This window comes from Mesorhizobium sp. WSM4841, assembly GCF_055811515.1.
The window spans coordinates 79389-101937 of sequence record NZ_JBVVQC010000016.1 but is presented as its reverse complement, the minus strand read 5'-3'; the positions used below and the strand labels follow the sequence as shown (position 1 = coordinate 101937).

Sequence of the window (22549 nt, the reverse complement as noted above, 5' to 3'; positions counted from 1 at the left end):
ATTGTCCTTCGGAGTTGATCCATGAAAGTCCTGCTTGTTTTTGCTCATCCTGAACCGCGTTCGCTTAACGGCGCACTGCGTGACGTCGCCATCAGGGAACTCGAGGCCCAGGGCCACGAGGTGCTGATATCGGACCTCTATGCCGATGGCTGGAAAGCCGAGGTGGACCGTGCCGACTTTCCGTCGTGGCCGCCCGAAGAACGCTTCCTGCCGGCTGGGGCCTCCAAAAAAGCTTTTGCGACCAACACTCTAACCGATGACGTCAAAGCGGAGATCGAGAAGCTGCTGTGGGCCGACACGCTGATCCTCCAGTTCCCGCTCTGGTGGTACGCCATGCCGGCGATCCTCAAGGGCTGGGTCGACCGGGTGTACGCCTACGGCTTCGCCTATGGTGTCGGCGAGCATAGCGACAAGCGGTGGGGTGACCGCTTTGGCGAGGGAACGCTCGCCGGCAAGCGCGCGATGCTGATCGTCACCGCCGGCGGCTGGGAGGAGCATTATTCCGCCCGCGGCGTCAACGGCCCGATCGGCGACCTGCTGTTCCCGATCAATCACGGGATCCTCTATTATCCGGGCTACGACGTACTTCCGCCGTTCGTGGTCTACAGAGTGGATCGTTTCGGGGAGGCCGATTTCGAGCCTGTTGCGGAGCGCCTGCGCGAAAGGATGCGGACGCTCGAGACAACCCGACCCATTCCCTATCGGCAGCAGAATGGCGGCGACTATCACATCCCGAGCATGCAGCTCCGCTCTGAACTGGGCGACCCGGGCGCTGCGGGCTTCGCGCTTCACGAGGATCGCGCAGGCGCGAAATCGGCGACGCCGCGCTCGACTTTGCGGGACGTGGCCTGACGCAGCATCCCGAAAAGATCGGGCAAGGCGCCCGAAGCCTATGGGATGAATCAGCGACCGGCCCGGAAGATCGCGACGGCAGCAGCCGTCAGTGCGGCATTGCCTGATGCCGTAGTGCCGTCCGGAAGCGCCTTGCCGTCCTCCAGCCCGACGCGCGTCGACCAGTTGCGCTCCGCCGCCCTGCGCACGAACGGCCACACCGTGGCGTCGGAACCATGCAGCAGGATGGCGCGACGCATCTCGGCGCGGTCGAGCACGGCGGCGATGCCGTTGCAGACCTCCAGTGCCACGTCGTTTTCCTGCTCGGAGATCTCGATCAGGATGCGCAGCACCTGGCTGCCATGGTCGAGGCGGACCAGGCGCTCGGCATCAGCGACGGAGGCGAGCCCGGCCTCGATGCCGATACCGCGCTGCCGCAGGCTTTGCATGACTTCGGGCGCGGCTTCCTCGCTCAGATTGACCGAGGCGTAGTCGGGCAGCTCACTCCAGCCGGCGATCGCGGCGAGCGTCCGCTCGTCGTCGTTCTCGATCCAGGCGCCGGTGGAGATACCGATCAGCGTTCCAGGGCAGGCGCGGCGAAGCGCAAGGATGGTACGGTCCATCGCCGCCGGCGCGAGGCTTTCGCGGCCGTCGAGCCCGCGTGCATGGACATGCAGCTCGGCCGCGCCAGCGGCCACGCTGGCCGCGCCGTCACGCGCCATGGCTTCAGGATCAAGCGGCAGCTGCGGATGGAAATCGGCGCTGCGCGCGCCATTGATGCAGGTCTGGACAATCATGGGTCAGCCCGGTTGAATTCTGGCAAGTCTAGCGCATGATCGCAGACACAGGAATCGGGTTCGTGCCGGGCGGCCGCTTCTTGGTGGCGAAGAGTCGCCGATGTTGGCGCTGCCCCTCATCCCCCTGCCGGGACCTTCTCCCCGTATAGTGACGGGGAGAAGGGGGGCGGGCCGCAACCTCAGCGCTCTTTCTGCTACGCTGATGATTGGCGAAATCTTCGGTGAAGGCGTCCTTCTCCCGGCAGGCAGATGAGGGGCAGCGCCGGCCGTCGACCCTTACCTCGAAAACTCGCTGCGCACGATGCCGTGGCGCTGGAGCTTGTCGTAGAAGGTCTTGCGCGGAATCCCCAGCGCTTCGATCGTGCGCCTGACGTCGCCCTCGTTGCGGCCAAGCGTCTCGCGGATGATGTCGGCCTCGTAGCGCTCCAGCCGCTCCGGCAGCTTCATGGCGGCATCCGGCTGGGTTGGGGCAGGGGATGGCGCTCCGGCACCCTCCTCCAATCCAAGCACAAACCGCTCGGCGAAATGCGCGAGTTCGCGCACATTGCCCGGCCAGTCATGCTCCCTGAGATGGCGGTGCACCGCGGCCGGCACCGCCGGCACCGGACGCCTGAAGCGGGCGGCGGCGCGCTCGGCGAAATAGAAGAACAGCAGGGCGACGTCGTCGCGGCGCTCGCGCAGCGGCGGAATGGAAATCGTCACCACGTTGAGCCGGTAGTAGAGGTCCTCGCGGAACGTGCCGCGCTGGTGCGGGTCGCCGAGATCGACCTTGGCGGCCGCAACGACGCGCAGGTCGACGGGCCGCATTTCGTTGGTGCCGAGCGGCGTGACCTCGCGCATCTCCAGCACGCGCAGCATCTGCACCTGTGTCGAGACCGGCATGCTTTCGATCTCGTCGAGGAACAGCGTGCCGCCGCTGGCATGTTCGATGCGGCCGATTCGCTTCTTCTGCGCGCCGGTGAAGGCGCCCGCCTCATGGCCGAACAATTCGCTCTCGATGACCGTCTCCGGCAGCGTGCCGCAATTCAGCGCAACGAAATTGCCCCTGGCGCGGCGGCTCCAGCGATGCAGAAGGCTGGCCACCACCTCCTTGCCGGAACCGGTTTCGCCGGTCACCAGCACGTCGACATCGGTGTCGGCGATCTGGCGCAGCGTCCGGCGCAGCCTTTCCATCGCCGGCGTCTGGCCGATCAGTGGCAGGCCGTCCTGCGCCTCTCCGGCCGCTTCGCGCAAGGCGCGGTTTTCCATCACCAGGCGGCGCTTTTCCGCGGCGCGGTGCACGCTCTGCACCAGCCGATCGGCGGCGAAGGGCTTTGTGATGAAGTCGTAGGCGCCGTCCTTGATCGCCTTGACCGCCATGGCGATGTCGCCATGCCCGGTGACGAGGATGACCGGAACGTCCGGGTCCAGCCGCAGGACGCGGTCGAAAAGCAGCAGGCCGTCGATCTCAGGCATGCGGATATCCGACACCACCACGCCGGCAAAACCGGCGTCGAGCGTCGCCAGCGCCTCGGCCGCCACCGAAAAAGCCGATACCGAGAAGCCGGCAAGCTCCAGCGTCTGCGCAGTGGCCTTCAGGAGATCGCTGTCGTCATCGATCAGGATGACTGGCGCGGCGTCATCGTTCGTCATTTCTGCTTTGGCCATTACGCTGCTTTTGCAAGATGGATGGTGAAGCGGGTGCCGCTGTCGTCGCTCGAAACCTCGATGCGGCCGCCGTAATCGGCGACGATGTCCTTCGAGATGACGAGACCAAGGCCGAGGCCTTTTTCCTTCGATGTGTTGAACGGCGTGAACAGCGATTTAAGGATAGCAGGCGGAATGCCCGAGCCGTTGTCGGACACGCCGACCGTGACCCCATCCGTCGTGTCTTCGACCGAGACCTGCACCCTGGCATCGTCGCGGCCGTCCAGCGCTTCCAGCGCGTTCTGGAAGAGGTTGATCAGCACCTGTTCGAGCCGGACCCGGTTGCCCATGACCTTGAGGCTCGGCGGCGGCAGGTCGATGGCCAGTGCTTCGAGCCGGCCGGCAAAGCGGCTTCTCAGCAGCACGACGGCGCCTTCGATGACGCCGCGCAGTTCCACAGGCTCGGCGGCGGTGCGGCCCTTGCGGGCAAAGGCCTTCAACTCCTCGGTGATGGTGCCGATGCGTTCGGTCAGTGCTGCGATGGCACCGAGGTTTTCCTCGACCGGCGAGGTCTGCTTCCTGTCGAGGAAGACGCGGGCGTTGTCGGCATAGGCGCGTATGGTGGCGACCGGCTGGTTGATCTCATGGGCGACGCCGGCGGCGACCTGGCCGAGGATGGCGAGGCGGTTGGCCTGGACCAGATCCTGCTGCACCACCTGCAGCTTGGCTTCGGTGCTGCGGTGGTCTGATATCTCGGCCTGCAGCCGGTCACGGGCGCGGCTCAGATCCTCGGTCCGTTCGACGACGCGGCGTTCGAGCTCGGTGCGCGCCGCCTGTTCGGCGGCGATCCGCATTTGTCCTGACTGCCGACGCCACAACAGATACGCAGCAAGGCCGAGCAACGGAACAACGACGCCGAGCGCAAGGAGCCGCATTTCACGGGCCGCGGCGGCGATCGGCGCCTCGGCCGGGACGAGATAGTCGAGCCGCCAGGGGGTCGAAGGGATCAGGGTTGAAAGCCTGAGATATTCCGCATCGCTGCCGCCGGGCGTCACGGCATGGACGATCGACATGTCCGGGCTAAGTGCCTGCGGGCGCGTGATCGGCAACGGCATCAGCAGTGCATCGCCGAACTGCTGGCTGTCCTGGATGGCGGCAAGATCAGGCCCGGCAAGCCGCGCCGTCGTCATGAAGCGCCAGGACGGCACGCTGGTGATCAGGACGACGCCATGCTCGTCGCTGACATAGGCCGGGCGGTTCGCCTCGCGCCAGTCGGCCTCGAGCTGATCGAACTCCGCCTTGACGACGACGACGCCGAGCGGTGCGGCAGCGTCGCCGACGCGGCGCGAGATGTAGAGGCCGGGGCGTTTGCTGACATTGCCGAGCGCGAAATATTCGGCGGTTCCCGATTGCATCGCCGCGGAGAAATAATCGCGGAACCGGTAGTCGTTGCCGACGAAACTGATCGGGTCGCGCCAGTTGCTGGAGGCGATCGCCAGCCCGTCGGTGCCGATGACATAGAGCACCGAAGCCTTGGTGCCGGAGACCAGCCCTTCGAGCTTGCGGTTCAGCACATCGGTTGCAGCACCACTTTTCTGCGCCAGCGCGTCGCGCACCTGCTGGTCTTCCGACAGCAGCAGGGGCAGGGCGCGCGGGCTTTCCAGCACAGCGCGCAGCAGCGCGACCTTCAGATTGGCATCGGTGCGACCTTGCGCCGCCAAGGCCCTGACCTCGGTGGTGCGGCCATAGAGGCCGGCGCCGTAAAGTGCGACCGTGGCGATCGCAAGGGCGATGGCCGCAAACAGCAGCCAGGCATGGCGCGCTCGCCTGCCGAGTTGCTCGGGCGTCGACGACAAGGCAGCGGCGGGGCGTTGAAGCATCGCCTATTTGTGCATGATTTCGCACAAATCACAATTCGGCTATGCGAATATCCGCACTTTCTGTGTGCGAAGCGACCTCGTGAGTTCTGGAATACTCAATAAAATCAAAGGGAGAGGCTCTTTTCCGCGCACTTGGCACGGCAGTTGCAGACACGACTTCAGCGGTCGCGAGGCTGCTGGGGGTCAACGCAATTGCTCCGGGAGGTCGAGCTTTCGATCGGAGCACAATGGAGGACGTCATGCAGACAGTATTCGCTGCCGCCGAGCCGCGCGGCAAACTTCCTTTCTACCGGCATCTCTATGTGCAGGTGCTGGCGGCGATCGCCGCCGGCGTGCTTCTCGGCCACTTCTATCCCGAAACCGGTGAGGCGATGAAGCCGTTCGGCGACGCCTTCATCAAGCTGGTGAAGATGGTGATCGCGCCGGTGATCTTCCTCACGGTGGCGACCGGCATCGCCGGCGTTTCCGACCTGCAGAAGGTGGGCCGCGTCGCCGGCAAGGCGATGATCTATTTCCTGGTGTTCTCGACGCTGGCGCTGGTCGTCGGTCTCGTCGTCTCCAATGTCGTCCAGCCCGGCGCCGGCATGCACATCAATCCGGCTACGCTCGACGCCACAAAGGTGGCGACGTATGCCGAAAAGGCGCACGACACCAGCATCGTCGGCTTCCTGATGAACATCATCCCCGACACGATCACCGGCGCTTTTGCGAAGGGCGACATCCTGCAAGTGCTGTTCTTTTCGGTGCTGTTCGGGCTCGCTCTTGCGCTGGTTGGCGACCGCGGCCGCCCGGTCGTCGATTTCCTGCAGGCACTGACCACGCCGATCTTCCGCCTCGTCGCCATCCTGATGAAGGCCGCGCCCATCGGCGCCTTCGGCGCCATGGCCTTCACCATCGGCAAATACGGCATCGGCTCGATCGCCAACCTCGCCATGCTGATCGGCACATTCTACCTGACCGCGCTGCTGTTCGTGCTGGTGGTGCTCGGCGCGGTCGCCCGCTACAACGGCTTCTCGATCCTGGCGCTGATCCGCTACATCAAGGAAGAGCTGCTGCTGGTGCTCGGCACCTCGTCCTCGGAAGCGGCACTGCCGGGCCTGATGGCCAAGATGGAGCGCGCCGGCTGCAACCGCTCGGTGGTCGGCCTGGTCGTCCCGACCGGCTATTCCTTCAACCTCGACGGCACCAACATCTACATGACGCTGGCCGCGCTGTTCATCGCGCAGGCGACAGACACGCCGCTCACCTTCGGCGACCAGATCCTGCTGCTCGCCGTCGCCATGCTGAGCTCCAAGGGTGCCGCCGGCATCACCGGTGCCGGCTTCATCACGCTTGCTGCGACGCTTTCGGTAGTTCCCACCGTGCCTCTCGCCGGCATGGCGCTGATCCTCGGCGTCGACCGCTTCATGTCGGAGTGCCGGGCACTGACCAACTTCGTCGGCAATGCGGTGGCGACCGTGGTCGTGGCGCGCTGGGAAGGGGAACTCGACCAGACCAAGTTTGCCGCCGCGATGGCCGGCGACTTGCCGGAGGAAGCCGATCTGTCGCTGCCGGGGCTGCAGGCAGCCTGACGTTCAGGCTGCACGGTCATATACCGAAGCCGGCTGCCGCCGGCTTCGGTATAGCCGCCGCCAACCTCCCAACCTCTGCGATTATCCACAGTCCACGCCGCTGCGCGCTGCCTCAGATGTAACAGACTTGTGAGTCTTGTTCTTGGTGCGGGGCTTGTTCCAGCCGTATTTGAAGGTCAGTATCCGCCATGCCTTCAAGGCGCCCGTCCACCTCGATCCCGACCTGATCGCGACCGAAGGGCGAGACATTTCCGTCGGGCTCGGTTGCGACCGGCCGAAAACCGTCGGAGCTTTTGCTGCCGCCGACCACAACCTTGACCAAGGCGGCAGCCCTCGAAGGCATTGCGGCCTCAGTACGAAGTCGCAAAGCGAGCCCGTCTCCTGATGGAAAGCCGCAGGCTTTTCCTCAGGAAACTCGTCGGGCACTTGAAGAGGGGGCAGGCCCGTGCGCGGGATTTTGCCGAAACCAAAGCAAGATGCGAGGTCAAATGCGATGCAGTCTGTCCCGAGGATTCCGGTATCCATCATCATCCCGAACTACAATTACGCGCGTTTCCTCAAACGCAGCATCGACAGCGCCCTGGAGCAGGACTACGCGGATGTAGAAGTCATCGTCGTCGACGATGCATCTCAGGACAATTCGACGACAATCATGAAATCATATGGGGACAGGATCCTCGCCTGCCCGCGAGCGCAAAATGGCGGGCATGCCGCCGCTTTCAACACCGGCTTTGCGGCAAGCTCGGGCAAGATCGTCCTGTTCCTCGACGCCGACGACTTTCTCTATCCGACCGCCGTTTCCAGGATCGTCGACACCTGGGACGCGGCAACCGCCCAGGTGCAGTCCAGGTTGCATATCGTCGACGAACGACAACGCATCAAGGATGTCTTTCCGCCGCCCGAACTGCCTTTCGACAGCGGCGACGTCATGCCGAAACTCCTGAACAAGGGCCGCTATCAGACTACTGTGACCAGCGGGCTGGCCTTTGACCGCTCAACCCTGGAATCGATCATGCCGATTCCCGAGCCGGAGTTCCGCCAGGGAGCCGATGGCTATCTTGCGACACTGGCGCCGCTTTACGGGCACGTCCAGTCCATCGACGAATGCCTCGGCGCCTACCGGATCCACGGCGCCAATCATTCGGTCTTCGGTGAAAAGCTCGCCGAGCGGGCACGCTGGAGGGTAACCCACGATTTCCGCCGCATGCAGGCGCTGTCGGACCATGCTTCCGGGATCGGCCTGACAATTGTGCCGTCGGAGGCTGTCCGCCACGATCCGGTCCATCTGGAAGAGCGGCTGGCGTCGCTGTGCGCAGACAAGCGCCAGCACCCCGTGGCCAATGATTCCCGGCTGGCGCTCGGGGCGGCGGGCGCCGTGGCCAGCCTCGAAATGACGGCGTCCCTGCGCCGGCGCGCCGTCCTTGCCGCCTGGTTCCTATCGGTCGGGGTGTTGCCGCGGAAAATGGCGATGGCGGTGCTGTCGTGGAAGCTTGACGCGTCGTCGAGACCGGCATTCCTCAGCCGTCTGTCCAAGACAATCCGCCACGCGATGGGATAGCTTGCTTTGATATAGTCCGCCAACTATCCGGCTCTGTTCGGCCTCTCACTCGACCAGAACATGCGCCTCCCGCGCGGCTCCGACAAACGCATCCCTGGCGATTTCGGCCGAAACATCGCCGCTCATGGCCCGGCGGCATGCGCGCAGCGCTGAGCTGTGTTGCAGACTGCCCGCATCCCGCCACTGGCCTGTCAGCAATTCGACGGCCTGTTGTGCGTTGGAAATATGTCGGATCGCTCCCGTGATGCCGACCGAAACCGCAACCGGCTTGGAAAACCATCCTTGGTTCATGGTGGAACCTTTGATGAGTTGAACCCACCAAAACGCATATCGTGGCGCAAGGTTTCATTCGTGCCTGTCACCATGGCGTGAAGGCGGCGCTCCGCCGCCAGGAGTCGGTGGGCGTCCCGTTCCAACGCAACGAACGCAATGGCCTTGCGGTGCATGCCGACCCGGGTAGGGCAGGCACGCTTCTGCCCTAATGCGCCCCGCGCAGCCTGACCATAACACTGCGCGCCGCAAGCACCAAAACCGTGATGATGATCAGGATCACCGAGAGGGCGGCGATCGCCGGGTCGATGTTGTCGCGCAGGCCCATCCACATCAGCCGGGGCAGCGTGATGGCGTTGACCGAGGTGATGAACAGGGTGACGCCGATCTCTTCCCATGACAGCACGAAGGACAGCAGGGCGGCGGTGACGATGCCGAACTTGATGTTGGGCATGATGATGCGCGTGGCGCGTTCCCATACCGTGGCTCCGAGGCCGCGCGCTGCAAGGTCGATGCGCCGGTCGAGCTGGCTGAGCGACACCAGGATCAGCACCGTGGCGAAGGGCACCGTCATCACTGCATGCGCCATGGCGACGCCGAGCCAGGTATCGTAGCCGAAGAATGAGCTGACACCCGAGATCGAGGTCAGCAGGAAGTAGAGCGTGATCGCCGAGACCACCGGCGGCACCACCATCGGCAGCAGCACGAAGCCGACAAGTGCGGCGGTGAAGCGTGGCTGGAACATCCACACGCCAAGGCTGAAGCAGAGCGCCAGCACGGTGGAGAAGGCGCTGCTGACGACGCCGATCCTGATCGAGAGCAGGATCGAGTTGATCCAGCGCGGATCCTCGATCAGCGCCCGGTAGTGGCGCAGCGACAATTCGCCGGACGGCATTGCCAGCATGCGGGTCGGCGTCAGCGACACCGGGATCACGGCAAGCAGCGGCAACAGCAGGAATAGCGCAACCAGGGCGGCGAGGACCAGCGAGACGGGGCCGGGGCGGTAGGTCGGCATCAGATCAGCTGCTTCGGTCTGACATAGCGGAACACCAGCGCCATCAGCGCGCCGACGAACAGCACCAGCACGACGCTGATCGCCGCCCCCAGGCCCCAGTCCGGGCTCTGGAAGATGCGGAGATAGATCAGCTCGGCGACCATAACGCTGCGGCCGCCGCCGAGGATCGCAGGCGTCACGAAGAAGCCCAGCGAAAAGACGAAGACGATGAGCGCCGAGCCGATGATGCCCGACCGCGTCATCGGCACGAAGACCGACCAGAAGGTGCGCATGCGGCTGGAGCCGAGCCCGCGCGCCGCCAGCAGCACGCGGTCGTCGAGGCTGCGCATCGAAGACGCCAGTGGAAACACGGCGAAGGGGATAAGGAAATGCGTCATGCCGACGATGACGCCGAATTCGTTGCGTACCAGTGTCAGCGGTTCTGAGATGAAGCCGATCGCCTGCAGCCAGGTGTTGAACAGGCCGCGATTGGAAAGCAGCGCCACCCAGCCGAAGGCGCGCGTCAGCACCGAGATCCAGAACGGCACCAGGATGCAGAACTCGGCGATCACGCGCTGCGCCGGCGTGCCGCGCACCCACACCACGGTGATGGCGTAGGCGGCGGCAACCGAAACAATTGTGACGATTGCGGCGATGCGCAGCGTGCGGACAAACACCGACTGCACCAGCGGGTCGCTTAACAGCGTGCCATATTGCCCGAGCCCCGGCTCGGGCAGGGTGAAGCTCCAGTTGACAACGCCGAAGAATGGCCAGGCGTAGGCGGCGGCAAGGAAGAGGAGCAGCGGCGCCATCAGCAGCGCCGCGCCCATCCTGTCGGAGAGATATGCTTTCATCTCGGCCCCGGTTATCCCGGTCTATCAGGCGGAGATGATCTTCGTGTATTCGTCGAGTGCGGCCCCGTAGTTCTTGGCGTACCACTCCATGTCGAGCGGTATCTGCTTCTTCATGTTTTCGGGGTCGACCGGGTTGATGCGCTTCTTGTCGGCGGGGATCAGCGCGTCGGTGGCCGGATTGGCCGGACCCTGGCCGAGCTTGTCGAACATGATCAGTTGCTTCTCCGGATCCTGGGCGCTGGCGATGAACTTCATCGCCGCGTCCTTGCCGCCGGGATTGCCCTTGAGCACGGCGAGCGCGCCGGGCGAGATCAGGCCCTGGTCCCAGATGAACTTGATCTTGCCGCCGGAATCCTGCTCGATCAGCGACGCCCGGGTCGACCAGACGATCGCCATCGAGGCCTCGCCGTCGAGCAGCACGCTCTGGCTTTCGGCGCCGCCGCCCCAATAGGCGACGACATTCTCCTTGAAGGCGGCGATCTTATCATGCGCGCGCTTGAGGTCGAGCGGGTAGAGCGAGGCCGGCGCGATGCCGTCGGCGAGCAGTGCCGCTTCCCAACTCGACACGCCCCATTTGTAGAGCGAGCGCTTGCCGGGGAATTTGCTCACATCGAAGAAGTCGGCCATGCCGGTTGGTGCCTGGCTGCCGAATTTTTCGGAATCATAGGCGATGACATAGGAGAAGAAATAGGTCGAGGCGGCGTGCTCCCAGCCGAAGCCCTCGCGCATCTTCTTCTTGTCGACGATCGAATAGTCGATCGGTTCGAGCATGCCTTGCGCGCCGAGCGTGATGGCCGAGAACGGGTCGACGTCGACCAGGTCCCAGGTCGGGGCGCCGCTCTTGAACTGCGCCGCGATCGCGCCCTCGGTCGGGCCGGAGCCATCCATCTTGACGGTGATGCCGGTCTCCTTGGTGAAGGCCTGGCCATAGGCCGCGTCATAGGCGGTGATGGCGTCACCACCCCAGTTGACCAGGACCAGTTCCTTGGCTTGCGCGAAGGCGCCGGTTGAGCGCAGCAGCATCGGCGTCCCGGCCAGCACGAGTGCGGCCAGTTGCGTGAACTGCCGGCGCGAGATCTCGCCGCGCACCGCCCTGGCGGACAGCGTCTCGATCGAGTGTTTCTTGGTTTCGCTCATCTTTGAATTGCTGGTCATGTCAGTTCCCCTTTTTTGTCGTTGATAGTTCCCGAAGCCAGCCTGGCGAATTTCAGCTTCGCTACGCCGATCGTCATTGTCCTCCGTCCGGAAGGAGGAAACCTTTTTCCGCCGGCCATGTCAGCCATACGGAATTGCCCTTGCCGAGTGCCGAAGCGGCGACCTCGTTCGGCACCGAGACCGTCACCTTGGCACCCTGGCGCGTCGTCAGATCGAGCCGTGTCGCAGCGCCGAGATAGGTCGAGGCGACCGCAGTCGCGGCGATGCCGTTCTCGCCGGCTGTCGCTTCGGGCGCGATCGACATGTATTCGGGCCGGATCGCCAGGATGGCGTTGCTGCCGACGGCGCTTGCATTGCCGCGCAGCGTGATGGTGCGGTCTTCGCACAGGCCGGTGGCGCCGTTGTCGGCATTGCGCACGTCCTTCAGCGGCAGCATGTTGATCTCGCCGAGGAACTCGGCGACGAAGCGGTTGGCCGGCCGGTCGTAGACCTCGTCAGGCGCGCCGACCTGCAGCAACTTGCCGTGGTTGAAGATGGCGACGCGCGACGACAGCGCCAGTGCCTCGCTCTGGTCATGGGTAACGAAGACGAAAGTGGTGCCGGTTTCCTGGTGCAGCCGCTTCATCTCGGCCTGCATCTGGCCGCGCAGGCCCTTGTCGAGCGCCGAGAACGGCTCGTCGAGCAAAAGCACGCCCGGCTCGAACACCAAGGCACGCGCCAGCGCGACGCGCTGCTGCTGGCCGCCGGACAATTGCGACGGCAGTTTCTTCTCGTGACCCTTCAGCCCGACGCGCTCGATCATCTCACTGATGCGTCGCTTGATGTCGGCCGCCGATTTCTTGCGCACCTTGAGCGGGAAGGCGATGTTGGCCTCGACGCTCATATGCGGGAAAAGGGCGTAGCCCTGGAAAACCATGCCGGCGGCGCGCTGCTCGGCCGGCCGCTCGGTGATGTCGACGCCGTCGCTGAACAGGCGACCGTCGGTCGGCTGCACGAAACCGGCAAGGATCATCAGGAAGGTGGTCTTGCCCGAACCTGACGGCCCGAGCAGGGTCAGGAACTCGCCGCGGCCGATATCGAGCGTCAGGTCGTCCAGCGCACGGAACGAGCCGAAGCTCTTGCCGATCCCGATTGCCTTGATCTCTGCGGCACGGCCGGGTTGCTGCATCCTGCCTTTGTCCTCAATGCTGATTGAAATCGTAGGCAGCGCGGCGGCTCACCGCAACCGAATAGTTTTCGCCTGACCGGCAAATTTGATTCATCTATGGCGCCAATCTCCCCCCCCCCTCGAGGGGGAGATGTCGCCAAAGGCGACAGAGGGGGTCGTCTCGCGTGGAGTGGCGACTTCCTCTTTCTTTGAAAGCAGACCGGGCCGAGCCCAGCCGAAGCGACCCCCTCTGGCCGCTTCGCGGCCATCTCCCCCTCAAGGGGGGAGATTAGCGCTGGTTCTCCGACAGCTTCGACCGCAACCATGCACTGAAAACATTCAGCACCGGATGCGCCGCCTTGGCATGTTCGGAAACGAGAAAATAGGAGCGCGGCGAACTGATCGCGATGTCGAACGGGCGGACCAGCCGGCCTTCGCTCAGCGCCCGGCGGCTGGTCAGCTCGTCGCCCATGGCGATGCCTTGGCCGGCGATCGCCGCCGAAAAGACCAGGTTCATGTCGGAAAAGAAGATGCCGCCCTCGATGTCGGGATTCTCGACCTTCGACAGCGCCAGCCAGCGCGCCCAGTCCTCGGTGTCGCCGAGATGCAGGAGATTGGCGCGCAGCACGTCGGCGGGCTTGGAAAAGCCGCCGATCTTGTTGAGCAGGGTCGGGCTGCACAGCGGCGTGAACGAGATTTCGCACAACAGCTCGACCGCGCGGTTCGGCCAGTTGCCGACGCCGAAGGCGATGAAGGCGTCGGCTTCGGCATTGCTGACATCGTCCAGCCGCCGCGGCGTCAGGATACGCAGCGCGACATCGGGGTACATCTGCCGGAATTCGCCAATGTGAGTACACAGGAACAGCGAGGCGAAGCCCGGCGTGCAGCTGACGCTGAACGAGCCGCCGACGCCGGTGCCGGCATGGCCCGTTACCGCATCGCCCAGCACCGTCAGCGCCTTGCGCACGTCACTGGCATAGCGTTGGCCGCGCGGCGTCAACGCCACGCCCTTGCCGATTCGCTCGAGCAGATCGAAGCCGAGATCGCGTTCGAGCAGGCGAAGCTGATGGCTGACGGCGCTGCGGGTCAGATGCAGTTCGTCCGCGGCGCGCCAGACGCTGCCGTGGCGGGCAAAACTGTCGAGGGCGCGCAGCGCCTGCGTCGATGGAATTCTCAAGAGGTGAACCGAATTTGCATGAGCCGGGAAAACATATCACTTTTTGGCGAGGCGCTTCACTGCTTTCTTTCACCCATGGAGGAACCGGTGACCACCTCGGCCCAAGCAACCGCGCTTGCCTGTCTCGACGATATCCAGCCGTCGCTGTCGGCGTGGACGCGGACGATTTTCGATTTCGGCGAGACCGCCTGGCGCGAATACCAGTCGGCCGCCTGGTATGTCGAGCATCTGAAGCACGAGGGCTTTTCGGTCGAGGAAGGCTCCGGCGGGATGCCCACCGCCTTCTGCGCCCACTGGACCAACGGCGCCGGGCCGACCATCGGCATGTATGCCGAGTATGACGCGGTACCTGGCAATTGCCAGGATGCGGCGACCGTCAAGCGACCGCGTCCGGGTCTAGGCGCTGAGGCCGGCGGCCACACCGATCCGCATTCGGGGCTGGGCATTGCCAGCCTCGGCGGTCTGCTGGCGGCCAAGGCGGCGATGCAGCGCCACGGCATATCGGGCACGCTGCGTTTCACCGGCGAGCCGGCGGAGAAAGTGCGAGGATCGAAGCCGATCCATGCGGCAAAGGGCTACTATGATGGCCTCGCCGGCATGATCTCCTTCCATCCCTTCTACATGCTGCCGCTCTGCAACACGGCGCGCTGGGACACACATTGCGGAGCGGCCTACGCGATGATCTACCGCTTTGTGTGCGACGAACCCGAAAATTGGGTTCGCGCAAGCGATGGCGCGCCGATTCCGCAGGCGCATTCGGCGGTGAGGGCGCCCGGCGCCAACGACGCGCTCATGATGATGTACATGGCCTCCAAGGCGCTGCGCGATTCCATGCTGCCGCATCAGGGCGGCTGGTCGATCAGCGAAGCGGTCCTGACGGCAGGGCAGGCGACCGCCGACAATCTGCCGGCGGGTCTGGCCGAGATCCAGTACATGATCCGCGTGCCGACGCTTGCGATGGCCGAGCAGGTGACCGCCGTGCTCGACCGCAATGCCGAAGCCGCCGCGAAAATGAGCGGCTGCCGCTACGAGCGGCACTGGGTGTCGAAGTCGCGGCCGGGGCTGGCTAACCACGCCATGGCAATGATTGCCTACGAGGCGCTGTCGAAGGTCGGGCCGCCGCGCTGGGACGAGACGGCCAAGACGATCGCGCGCGAAATCCAGGTCAATGCCGGCGGCGCGGCGACCGATGAGCCGTTTATCGCCGAGTTGGAGCAACTGATCGCGCCTGAGGAGGCGGAGGCGTTGCTGCGCCGCGACCTGCCGCCATCGCAGCTCAATTCGACCTCCGACGATTACACCGACATGTCGTGGCACGCGCCGACGGCGCGGTTCTATGTCGCCCGGCCGGCGCTGCGGTCCGAGAACGGCCAGGCGTATCCGTCCTGGGCGATGAACGCGCTGGGCGGCATTTCAGCCACCATCGATCCGATGGGTACCTGCGCCGCGAAGACGATCGCCCTGGCGGCACTTCGCCTGCTGGAAGACAAGGCGGCCCGCGAAGCCGCGATGGACGAATTCGTCAGCCGCACCGGCGGCGGCATTGGTGGCAGCAATTGGCTCGCGCCGCTCTGCGACTACGAACCGCCGATCCATTTCCGCTGGCCGGAATATGTCACCACCCCGCGCGGAAGGGACTGGTGGATACCAAGCAATCAAGCCGCGTGATCATTCAAGCCAGGAGAACCCCATGACCGTCCATGATCGCATCGTCACCGAGCCGTTTTCACTGCAGCGCCGCAATCCGGCCGGCGGCACCAAGCCGCTGACCGCCTGGGGCTTCGCCAACGAGACCGACGTCCTGACCGACGTGCTGCTCGGTTCGCCGAATTTCCTGCGCCACCTCTCGACCAGCTCGTTGTCGCGCAAGCATTTGCGCGAGGCGCCGTGCAACATCCAGATCGCGCAGGCGCAGCACAAGGACCTGGTCGCCGCCTACGAGCATTTCGGCGTCAACATCCACTGGCACGAGCCGACGCCGGAGCTGCCGATGCAGGTCTATTCGCGCGATTCCAGCGTCATGACGCCGTATGGCGCCATTATCACCGCCATGTCCCAATGGTGGCGGCGCGGCGAGAACTATGCGGCGATCCGCACCTATGAGAAGCTCGGCATCCCGATCTACGACCTGGTAACTGCGGGCACCTTCGAGGGCGGCGACTTCAACGTCATCGAGGACGGCGTGGTGCTGATCGGCTGCGGCGGCGCCCGCACCCAGGAGGAGGGCGCGCGCCAGGTCCAGGCCTGGTTCGACAAGGAGGGCTGGGAGACCCGCATCGCCTTCATCGACGAATATTATGTCCATATCGACCTGATGGTGGTGCCGATCGCCGAGAAGCTGACCGCCGTCTGCCTCGCCTGCACGGAGCCTGGCATCGTCGACTGGCTGAAGGGCAAGGGCCACGAGATCATCGACGTGCCGTTCCAGGATACGATGGCGCTCGGCTGCAATTTCATGTCGCTGGGCAAGGACAGGGTGATCGCGCCGACATCCAGCCAGACGCTGATCGGTCAGCTCAAGGCGCGCGGCTTCGAGGTCGCGGCCGTCGACATGAGCGAGATCTCGAAGACCGGCGGCGGCATCCACTGCATGGCGCAGGCGCTGAAGCGCGAGCCGGCCTGAGGGGCCGGCCTTTAGCCCGACCGCCTCCGCGAAAGCGCCATTGTCAGCAACGTCGATCCCAGCCTGGCTCGCGGCACGCGCCTACAGCACAACGAGCTTTCCCTTGCGCACACGTCGGGCGCAACGATAGGCGAGATCGGCGGCGACCATGTCTTCCATCGCAATGCCCATCGCCTTGTAGGTGGTGATCTGTTGATTCGAAACGCGGCCTGGCGCGCGATCGAGCAGCATGGCGCCAAGCTCGGTGCCGAAATCAGGGTCGATGCCGGCAAGCTCGCAAGAACCGACCGGGGTCGGTTTGAATGCATCCTTGGTCTCGACAAAAAGACTGGATTTGCCGATGAGCTCGATCGGCATTTCACCGCCGGGCGGCGCCACCCCGACCGACGAGACATGCGTGCCCGGCCGAACCCAGTCTGCCTTGATCACCGGCTCGTAGGAATGCGTCGCCAGGCACACCACATCGGAGCTGCGCACCGCCGCCTCGAGGTCGGCGACCGCCACCACCGACGGATGCAGCCGGGCAAGCGCTGCTGCATCGTCGAAGCTCTTCGAGGTGACGCGGATTTCGGCAAAGTCGCGCACCAGCGGCAACAGATGCAGGTGCTGGTTGGCCTGCACGCCGGCGCCGACCACCGTAGCTATCCTGGCATCCCGGCGCGCAAGCGCGCGCACCGACAGCACGGCGGAGCCGGAGGTTCGCACCGCGGTTATGAAGGTGCCGTCCATGATGCAGACCGGCAGGCCGGACAGCGGATCGAACAGGCTGATGGTGGCGAGGTGGCTGGGCAGGCCGATTGCCAGGTTGCCTTCGAAGACGTTGACGATCTTGACGGTCAGGTTCATGCCCTCCATCCAGGCCGGCATGGCGAGGCTGTAGCCGGCCCCGGGGATGTCGAGTTGTGGTCGGGGTGGATTGACGACCTTGCCTTGTGACAGCGCCTTGAAGCCGTCTTCCAGAACATCGAGAAGCTGGCTGAGGTCGATGCACGTCATCACGTCGGCTTCGCTCAGCACCAGGATCTCGGTCACTCCCTTGCTGATTTCCGCCGCACTCTCGCCGGCTGGGCTGAACAATTCCTTGGTCATCCTGCACCCCTGTTTCGTCGAAATCGGCTCACCACATTTGCTTTGAGCGGATGAGGGAAGCGCAGGCTATTGCAAGGTTTCATGTGATGAAATACGTTGATTTTGACACTCTGCGTGAAATCGGCACACAAGTCACTGAAATGGCGTGGATTGTGAAATGGGCGACCTCGACCAGATAGACCGCAGCCTGCTCCGGCTGCTGCAGGAGGACGGGCGCCGGACGACGCTTGATCTTGCCGGGCGTGTCGGGCTGTCGCCGACCGGAACCAGCCAGCGGGTGAAGCGCCTGTTCCGCGACGGGTTCATCACCGCGGTCCGGGCCATGCTCGATCCGCGCAAGGTCGGCCGGGGAACGCTGGTGTTCATCGAGGTCCGGCTTGATCACACGGCGCCGCACGTCTTTGACCGCTTCGCCGAAGCCGTGGCGAAAGCTCCGGAGGTTCTGGAGTGCCACATGGTGGTTGGCGGTTTCGATTATCTGGTCAAGGCGCGGATCGCCGATATGGCGGTGTTCCAGGATTTCCTGCAGCGGGTCATCCTGCCACTGCCCGGCGTGCGCGAAACGCACACTTTCGCCTCCATCGCCGATGTCAAGCCGAACGCTCTCTTGCCGGTGTGATCAGGTGGACGAGGGGAACGCTGCTCAGGGCGATCTGTATCGCATCTTTGCCATCTTATCGCTCCCCCTGGCGTGCCTTCCGGTGCAGAGATGCCGGAGACCGGCTCTAGCTTTGCTGGGTCAGCAGGTTTGCATCGCGCGCGAGCCGCCACGCACCATCAGCCTCCTTGCGCAGGAGCGTCAGCGTATATCCCGATCGACGCACCGGCTTCCCGTTCGGCGGCGTCGCGGTCATATCGATACGACCGCGCATGAAGGCCCAGTCGCCGAGAAGCTGTAGTTCAACGATCTCGTTCGTGCCGTCGACATGAACGCCGGCCATCTCCTCCGCGGCCGCCGCGAAGATCTCCTTGTCGAAGGGCTCCCGGCCGGGAACCATGAAGATCGCGTCGTCCGTCATCAAGCTGAGGACGGTCGCGGTGTCTCCACGCTTGCTCGCATCCATCCACGTCTCGACCAGCTTTCGGATTGCTCTTTCGTCGTCCGTCATCCGTTATCTCCCCGGCTTCTCGCTGTCATCGATACCGCACGGCGCTCCTCCCTCGACGCAACATAGGTCTTAAATCGCTCCCGTCATCGATTGCAGTGTTTTATCGACGTTGCGCTGTGTTGGGCATGGTCCGTGAAACGGCGGTCCGCGCCCTCTATCCCTACCGCCAACCGCCCGAGGCGGTGATGCGCTCGCCGGTCAGCCACGATGCCTCGTCGGAGGCGAGGAACACTGCGATGCGGGCGATGTCGTCGGGCTGTCCGAAGCGGCCGAGCGGGGTCATGGCGATGACCTGCTTCTCGAACTCGCTGCCGACGATGCCTATCCGCTTCAGGCCTTCGGTGTCGACGCCGCCCGGGGCGATGGCGTTGACGCGGATGTTGCGGGCGCCGAGCTCCCGCGACATGGACAGCGTGATCGAATCCACCGCGCCCTTGGTGGCGGCGTAGACCAGCGAGTTCGGCTGCGGGTTGAGGCTGGCGACCGAGCTGATGTTGATCACGCTGCCGCCTCTGGTGCCGAAATGGTTCACCGCTTCCCGGATGGCCAGGATGGTGCCCAGTACATTGGTGTCGAACTCGCGGTGGAACTCGGCCTCGGTCACGGCTTCCAGCGGTTCGAACGCGAACACGCCGGCATTGTTGACCAGTATGTCCACCGCGCCGAACGACGATTTGGCCGCCTCGAACAGGCGGTGCACGTCAGCCGCTTGCGACACATCACCGTGGACGGCGACGGCTCGGCCGCCTCCGTCCTTGATCTCGGCAACGACGCGGTCGGCGCCTTCCCGCGACGAGGCATAGTTGACGACGACGGCGGCACCGGCCGCTGCAAGGCCCTTGGCGATGCCGGCGCCGATACCCTTGGAGGCGCCGGTGACGATGGCGACCTTGCCGTTCAGGTTGCTCATCAAATTTCTCCTTTGCTGATGATGAGCGGTATTTAATAGTGATCGGATAGCGTATTAGGATCGCCTCGATCGGTTCTTTCGTGCCTGGAATTCTTGAATGACCACCATCCTCGAAAAGACCGCCGGTCTCGTCGCCTTCGTGCGCACGGTCGATGCGGGCTCGTTCCATGCCGCCAGCCGGCTGGTCGGCTCCAGCCCCTCGGCGGTGTCGAAGAGCGTGGCGCGGCTCGAGCGCCGGCTGGGCGTCAGGCTGATCCAGCGCTCGACGCGCCGGCTGGGCCTGACCAGCGAAGGCCTCGCCTATTACGAGCGGATCGCGCCTTTGCTCAGAGCGCTCGATGATGCCGAGGACATCGTCCAGATGGCCGATACGGCGCGCGGCCTGCTGCGCGTCACGGCATCCGTCGAACTCGGGCGCGGCCTGATCGCCTCTTGGGCACAAGCGTTCCTGGCTCAGCACAGCGAGGTGAAACTGGAACTCAACGTTACCGACCGCCACGCCGACCTGATCCGCGAAGGCTATGACGTCGCGGTGCGCATGGGGGCGCTGTCGGACACCGGGCTCATCGCGCGCAAGATCGCCAATCTGCCGATCGTGCTGGTGGCCTCGCCGGCCTATGTCGAACAGCGTGGCCGGCCGGCCTCGATCGAGGCATTGCGGAGCCACGACTTCATCCGCTATCAGATGGCCGGCCGGCCCTATCCGGTCACCTTGGCCGACGGCACGGTAGTCGTGCCGAACGGGCGGCTCGATACCGATGACGGCGGCGCCATCCGGCAAGCGGCGCTTGCCGGAGCCGGCATCGCGCATCTGATGCAGTTTGCCGTGCAGGACGATCTCGACGCCGGCCGCCTGGTCCGCATCTTGCCCGAGGTGGCGATGCCGACCATGCCGGTGCACATCGTCCATGCGTACGGGCGACAGCTACCGGTCCGCGCGCGGCTGTTCGTCGACTTCCTGGCGAACCAGATGGCGGCGCTGACACGATAGGATAGGTCGGGACAGCGTCCGTCGTCGATCCGTCACCCGGTCATCAGAACGCAATCTTCACCGAGGCGACGCTGCGGTTGGCTGGGCCGTGAAAGACGGCCTCGATGTTGTTGCCGTCGGGGTCGAGCAGGAAGGCGGCATAGTAGCCGGGATGGTAGTGCGGCCGCTCGCCCGGTGCGCCGTTGTCCGTGCCGCCGCCGTCGAGGCCGGCTCTATAGAAGGCGTCGACCATCGCGCGGTCCTTTGCCTGGAAGGCAAGGTGGTGGCGCCCCGTCAGTTGTCCGCTGGCCGCCCGGCTATCGATGCTGGAGACGAACAGCTCGTCGGCCCAGAAGTAATCCTCGGCGCTGCCGCCGATGGGAATACCGAGCACGCTGAAAACCGCCTCGTAGAAGCGGCGGCTGGCGGCAAGATCCCTAACCACCAGCTGGACGTGGTCGATGAGACGGCCGCGATGAAGTTCCATGCCTGTTAGCTCCTGATCGCCAGGTTGGAAATCTAGCTCAGGGCGGTGCACGGTCAATGCAATGGAGCAATTGAGTGGCGCGATTTCCTGACTGGATAAAAAATGCAACCGGATTGTAGGATTCGAAATGTCGCCATCGTCCTTCGGACGCAAGCGGTGTGACGAAGCTCGAAAGAAGTCGCGCCGTGTCCAAACGATCTCGGGAGAAAAATATGCGCATTTCCTATCGTTGGGTCATCGTCGCGGCTGGCGCCCTGATGACCTGTGTCGCCCTCGGGGCGATGTTCTCGCTGGCGATCTTCCTCGAACCGATGGCGCTCGACACAGATTGGTCGCGTGCCGGCATATCGAGCGCGATGACGCTGAACTTCCTGGTAATGGGCCTCGGCGGCTTCGCCTGGGGCGCCATTTACGATCGCTACGGCGCTCGCATTGTCGTGATGATAGGTGCGGTGCTGCTCGGGCTGGCATTGGTACTGGCCAGCCGCACCGGCTCGCTGCTTGTCTTCCAGATCACCTATGGCGTGCTCGTCGGCCTCGCGGCAAGCGCCTTCTTTGCGCCGATGATCGCGCTGACCACGGCCTGGTTCGACAAGAACCGCAGCCTTGCCGTTTCGCTGGTTTCGGCCGGCATGGGCGTGGCACCCATGACGATCTCGCCCTTCGCGCGCTGGCTGATCTCGGCCTATGACTGGCGCACCGCCATGTTTGTCATCGGCGTCGCGGCGTGGGCGCTGCTGGTGCCGGCCGCATTGCTGGTGCGTCAGCCGCCCAAGCCTGTCGCTAGTGACGCTGCCTCCGCTCTTGCCGCCGACGATACAGGCATGTCGGTTCCGCAGGCGCTGCGCTCGCCGCAATTCATCGTGCTGGCACTGACCTTCTTTGCCTGCTGTGCGGCGCATTCCGGGCCAATCTTCCACATGGTGAGCTATGCGATGCTGTGCGGCATAGCGCCGATGGCGGCGGTCAGCATCTACAGCATCGAGGGCCTGGCGGGCCTGGGCGGCAGGCTTCTATACGGCGTGCTCGCCGACCGGCTGGGGGTCAAGCCGGTGCTGATTACCGGTCTGGCGATACAGTCCGTGGTCATCGCAGCCTATCTCGCCGTCAGTGAGCTTGGTCAATTCTACACGCTGGCCGTCATCTTCGGCGCCACCTATGGCGGCGTGATGCCGCTCTATGCGGTGCTGGCGCGCGAATATTTCGGCCAGCGCATCCTCGGCACGGTGTTTGGTGCTGTGACCATGTTGTCCAGCATCGGCATGGCCTTCGGCCCGCTCGCCGGCGGCATGGTGTTCGATGCCTATGCCAGCTATTCCTGGCTGTTCATCGGCTCGGCCCTGGTCGGGCTCGGCGCGGTTGCGGTGGCGATCGCCTTCCCGCGGCTGCCGCGCAGGGAGTTGCAACCGGCGTAGCACGGCGGAGAGAGGATGCAGGGGGTCGAAAGTGGACATCGCATATGTCAGCTTTTGACCCCCAGTCGCGTGGCGTTCATCGGCGG

At 64.5% G+C, this 22549-nt stretch carries 22 protein-coding genes; 8 read left to right on the top strand and 14 right to left on the bottom strand.

Annotated elements, in window-relative coordinates:
- The first annotated feature begins 21 nt into the window (after positions 1-21).
- A complete protein-coding gene (locus AC0L14_RS19815; RefSeq protein ID WP_473750466.1) occupies positions 22-852 on the top strand; it encodes an NAD(P)H-dependent oxidoreductase in 831 nt (276 codons plus the stop codon).
- Between the two features lie 50 nt (positions 853-902).
- Here the strand turns inward: AC0L14_RS19815 and AC0L14_RS19810 are convergent, their stop codons facing one another.
- The 3 genes from AC0L14_RS19810 to AC0L14_RS19800 all read right to left on the bottom strand — a co-directional run bounded on the left by AC0L14_RS19810 (position 903) and on the right by AC0L14_RS19800 (position 5134).
- Positions 903-1628: a 3-keto-5-aminohexanoate cleavage protein gene (locus AC0L14_RS19810; RefSeq protein WP_473750465.1), complete on the bottom strand. Its 726-nt coding sequence runs from the start codon at positions 1626-1628 to the stop codon at positions 903-905.
- A gap of 276 nt (positions 1629-1904) precedes the next feature.
- A complete protein-coding gene (locus AC0L14_RS19805) occupies positions 1905-3260 on the bottom strand; it encodes a sigma-54-dependent transcriptional regulator (RefSeq protein WP_473526932.1) in 1356 nt (451 codons plus the stop codon).
- 14 nt (positions 3261-3274) lie between these two features.
- Complete coding sequence (locus AC0L14_RS19800) at positions 3275-5134, bottom strand: sensor histidine kinase (protein WP_473750463.1); 1860 nt, start codon at positions 5132-5134, stop codon at positions 3275-3277.
- Positions 5135-5373: 239 nt separating this feature from the next.
- Here AC0L14_RS19800 and AC0L14_RS19795 point away from each other — a divergent pair, with 239 nt between their 5' ends.
- Complete coding sequence (locus AC0L14_RS19795) at positions 5374-6705, top strand: dicarboxylate/amino acid:cation symporter (RefSeq protein ID WP_123148166.1); 1332 nt, start codon at positions 5374-5376, stop codon at positions 6703-6705.
- Positions 6706-6817: 112 nt separating this feature from the next.
- Here the strand turns inward: AC0L14_RS19795 and AC0L14_RS19790 are convergent, their stop codons facing one another.
- Positions 6818-7027 carry a hypothetical protein gene (locus AC0L14_RS19790; RefSeq protein WP_473526934.1) on the bottom strand — a complete coding sequence of 70 codons (210 nt, stop codon included), beginning with the start codon at positions 7025-7027 and terminating at the stop codon, positions 6818-6820.
- A gap of 171 nt (positions 7028-7198) precedes the next feature.
- Here AC0L14_RS19790 and AC0L14_RS19785 point away from each other — a divergent pair, with 171 nt between their 5' ends.
- Positions 7199-8263, top strand: coding sequence for a glycosyltransferase family 2 protein (locus tag AC0L14_RS19785; protein WP_473750462.1), 1065 nt, complete (start codon positions 7199-7201; stop codon positions 8261-8263).
- A 45-nt stretch (positions 8264-8308) separates the two neighbouring features.
- Here AC0L14_RS19785 and AC0L14_RS19780 read toward each other — a convergent pair whose 3' ends face one another.
- The 6 genes from AC0L14_RS19780 to AC0L14_RS19755 form a co-directional block, all read right to left on the bottom strand.
- Positions 8309-8554: a DUF982 domain-containing protein gene (locus AC0L14_RS19780; protein WP_473750461.1), complete on the bottom strand. Its 246-nt coding sequence runs from the start codon at positions 8552-8554 to the stop codon at positions 8309-8311.
- A gap of 187 nt (positions 8555-8741) precedes the next feature.
- Positions 8742-9548 (bottom strand): ABC transporter permease, encoded by an 807-nt coding sequence (locus AC0L14_RS19775; protein WP_123148113.1) that lies wholly within the window; start codon positions 9546-9548, stop codon positions 8742-8744.
- Entirely contained in the window at positions 9548-10381 is an 834-nt protein-coding gene (locus AC0L14_RS19770; protein WP_473750460.1) for an ABC transporter permease, read from the bottom strand. The genes AC0L14_RS19775 and AC0L14_RS19770 overlap by 1 nt, the downstream gene beginning before the upstream one ends.
- Before the next feature lie 24 nt (positions 10382-10405).
- Positions 10406-11518: an ABC transporter substrate-binding protein gene (locus AC0L14_RS19765; protein WP_473750490.1), complete on the bottom strand. Its 1113-nt coding sequence runs from the start codon at positions 11516-11518 to the stop codon at positions 10406-10408.
- Positions 11519-11609: 91 nt separating this feature from the next.
- Positions 11610-12704: an ABC transporter ATP-binding protein gene (locus tag AC0L14_RS19760; protein WP_473547825.1), complete on the bottom strand. Its 1095-nt coding sequence runs from the start codon at positions 12702-12704 to the stop codon at positions 11610-11612.
- Positions 12705-12972: 268 nt separating this feature from the next.
- Positions 12973-13860 carry a LysR substrate-binding domain-containing protein gene (locus AC0L14_RS19755; protein ID WP_473487510.1) on the bottom strand — a complete coding sequence of 296 codons (888 nt, stop codon included), beginning with the start codon at positions 13858-13860 and terminating at the stop codon, positions 12973-12975.
- 75 nt (positions 13861-13935) lie between these two features.
- Between AC0L14_RS19755 and AC0L14_RS19750 the strand changes: the two genes are divergently transcribed.
- Complete coding sequence (locus tag AC0L14_RS19750) at positions 13936-15528, top strand: zinc-binding metallopeptidase family protein (protein ID WP_473527004.1); 1593 nt, start codon at positions 13936-13938, stop codon at positions 15526-15528.
- Positions 15529-15550: 22 nt separating this feature from the next.
- Positions 15551-16483 carry a dimethylarginine dimethylaminohydrolase family protein gene (locus tag AC0L14_RS19745; protein WP_473750459.1) on the top strand — a complete coding sequence of 311 codons (933 nt, stop codon included), beginning with the start codon at positions 15551-15553 and terminating at the stop codon, positions 16481-16483.
- Positions 16484-16564: 81 nt separating this feature from the next.
- Here AC0L14_RS19745 and AC0L14_RS19740 read toward each other — a convergent pair whose 3' ends face one another.
- Positions 16565-17572, bottom strand: a complete 1008-nt coding sequence (locus AC0L14_RS19740; protein ID WP_473526940.1) for an ornithine cyclodeaminase family protein — start codon at positions 17570-17572, stop codon at positions 16565-16567.
- Between the two features lie 157 nt (positions 17573-17729).
- Between AC0L14_RS19740 and AC0L14_RS19735 the strand changes: the two genes are divergently transcribed.
- Entirely contained in the window at positions 17730-18191 is a 462-nt protein-coding gene (locus AC0L14_RS19735) for an Lrp/AsnC family transcriptional regulator (RefSeq protein WP_095496501.1), read from the top strand.
- Positions 18192-18297: 106 nt separating this feature from the next.
- Here AC0L14_RS19735 and AC0L14_RS19730 read toward each other — a convergent pair whose 3' ends face one another.
- Positions 18298-18681 carry a YybH family protein gene (locus AC0L14_RS19730; RefSeq protein ID WP_473487513.1) on the bottom strand — a complete coding sequence of 128 codons (384 nt, stop codon included), beginning with the start codon at positions 18679-18681 and terminating at the stop codon, positions 18298-18300.
- A 160-nt stretch (positions 18682-18841) separates the two neighbouring features.
- Positions 18842-19591, bottom strand: coding sequence for an SDR family NAD(P)-dependent oxidoreductase (locus tag AC0L14_RS19725; RefSeq protein ID WP_473750458.1), 750 nt, complete (start codon positions 19589-19591; stop codon positions 18842-18844).
- 97 nt (positions 19592-19688) lie between these two features.
- On the opposite strand from AC0L14_RS19725, the gene AC0L14_RS19720 reads away from it, so the two are divergent.
- Entirely contained in the window at positions 19689-20582 is an 894-nt protein-coding gene (locus tag AC0L14_RS19720) for a LysR family transcriptional regulator (protein ID WP_473750457.1), read from the top strand.
- 43 nt (positions 20583-20625) lie between these two features.
- Here the strand turns inward: AC0L14_RS19720 and AC0L14_RS19715 are convergent, their stop codons facing one another.
- On the bottom strand, positions 20626-21048 hold the full coding sequence (locus tag AC0L14_RS19715) for a VOC family protein (protein ID WP_473526943.1): 423 nt from the start codon (positions 21046-21048) through the stop codon (positions 20626-20628).
- Positions 21049-21260: 212 nt separating this feature from the next.
- Between AC0L14_RS19715 and AC0L14_RS19710 the strand changes: the two genes are divergently transcribed.
- Positions 21261-22463: an MFS transporter gene (locus tag AC0L14_RS19710; protein ID WP_473526944.1), complete on the top strand. Its 1203-nt coding sequence runs from the start codon at positions 21261-21263 to the stop codon at positions 22461-22463.
- Positions 22464-22549: the final 86 nt, after the last annotated feature.

What these genes read in the sequence shown, in the direction of transcription:
- AC0L14_RS19815 (WP_473750466.1), top strand. Translation starts at nt 22, where the DNA reads ATGAAAGTCCTGCTTGTTTTTGCTCATCCTGAACCGCGTTCGCTTAAC.
- AC0L14_RS19810 (WP_473750465.1), bottom strand. Translation starts at nt 1,628, where the DNA reads ATGATTGTCCAGACCTGCATCAATGGCGCGCGCAGCGCCGATTTCCAT.
- AC0L14_RS19805 (WP_473526932.1), bottom strand. Translation starts at nt 3,260, where the DNA reads ATGACGAACGATGACGCCGCGCCAGTCATCCTGATCGATGACGACAGC.
- AC0L14_RS19800 (WP_473750463.1), bottom strand. Translation starts at nt 5,134, where the DNA reads ATGCTTCAACGCCCCGCCGCTGCCTTGTCGTCGACGCCCGAGCAACTC.
- AC0L14_RS19795 (WP_123148166.1), top strand. Translation starts at nt 5,374, where the DNA reads ATGCAGACAGTATTCGCTGCCGCCGAGCCGCGCGGCAAACTTCCTTTC.
- AC0L14_RS19785 (WP_473750462.1), top strand. Translation starts at nt 7,199, where the DNA reads ATGCAGTCTGTCCCGAGGATTCCGGTATCCATCATCATCCCGAACTAC.
- AC0L14_RS19780 (WP_473750461.1), bottom strand. Translation starts at nt 8,554, where the DNA reads ATGAACCAAGGATGGTTTTCCAAGCCGGTTGCGGTTTCGGTCGGCATC.
- AC0L14_RS19775 (WP_123148113.1), bottom strand. Translation starts at nt 9,548, where the DNA reads ATGCCGACCTACCGCCCCGGCCCCGTCTCGCTGGTCCTCGCCGCCCTG.
- AC0L14_RS19770 (WP_473750460.1), bottom strand. Translation starts at nt 10,381, where the DNA reads ATGAAAGCATATCTCTCCGACAGGATGGGCGCGGCGCTGCTGATGGCG.
- AC0L14_RS19765 (WP_473750490.1), bottom strand. Translation starts at nt 11,518, where the DNA reads ATGAGCGAAACCAAGAAACACTCGATCGAGACGCTGTCCGCCAGGGCG.
- AC0L14_RS19760 (WP_473547825.1), bottom strand. Translation starts at nt 12,704, where the DNA reads ATGCAGCAACCCGGCCGTGCCGCAGAGATCAAGGCAATCGGGATCGGC.
- AC0L14_RS19750 (WP_473527004.1), top strand. Translation starts at nt 13,936, where the DNA reads ATGGAGGAACCGGTGACCACCTCGGCCCAAGCAACCGCGCTTGCCTGT.
- AC0L14_RS19745 (WP_473750459.1), top strand. Translation starts at nt 15,551, where the DNA reads ATGACCGTCCATGATCGCATCGTCACCGAGCCGTTTTCACTGCAGCGC.
- AC0L14_RS19740 (WP_473526940.1), bottom strand. Translation starts at nt 17,572, where the DNA reads ATGACCAAGGAATTGTTCAGCCCAGCCGGCGAGAGTGCGGCGGAAATC.
- AC0L14_RS19735 (WP_095496501.1), top strand. Translation starts at nt 17,730, where the DNA reads ATGGGCGACCTCGACCAGATAGACCGCAGCCTGCTCCGGCTGCTGCAG.
- AC0L14_RS19730 (WP_473487513.1), bottom strand. Translation starts at nt 18,681, where the DNA reads ATGACGGACGACGAAAGAGCAATCCGAAAGCTGGTCGAGACGTGGATG.
- AC0L14_RS19725 (WP_473750458.1), bottom strand. Translation starts at nt 19,591, where the DNA reads ATGAGCAACCTGAACGGCAAGGTCGCCATCGTCACCGGCGCCTCCAAG.
- AC0L14_RS19720 (WP_473750457.1), top strand. Translation starts at nt 19,689, where the DNA reads ATGACCACCATCCTCGAAAAGACCGCCGGTCTCGTCGCCTTCGTGCGC.
- AC0L14_RS19715 (WP_473526943.1), bottom strand. Translation starts at nt 21,048, where the DNA reads ATGGAACTTCATCGCGGCCGTCTCATCGACCACGTCCAGCTGGTGGTT.
- AC0L14_RS19710 (WP_473526944.1), top strand. Translation starts at nt 21,261, where the DNA reads ATGCGCATTTCCTATCGTTGGGTCATCGTCGCGGCTGGCGCCCTGATG.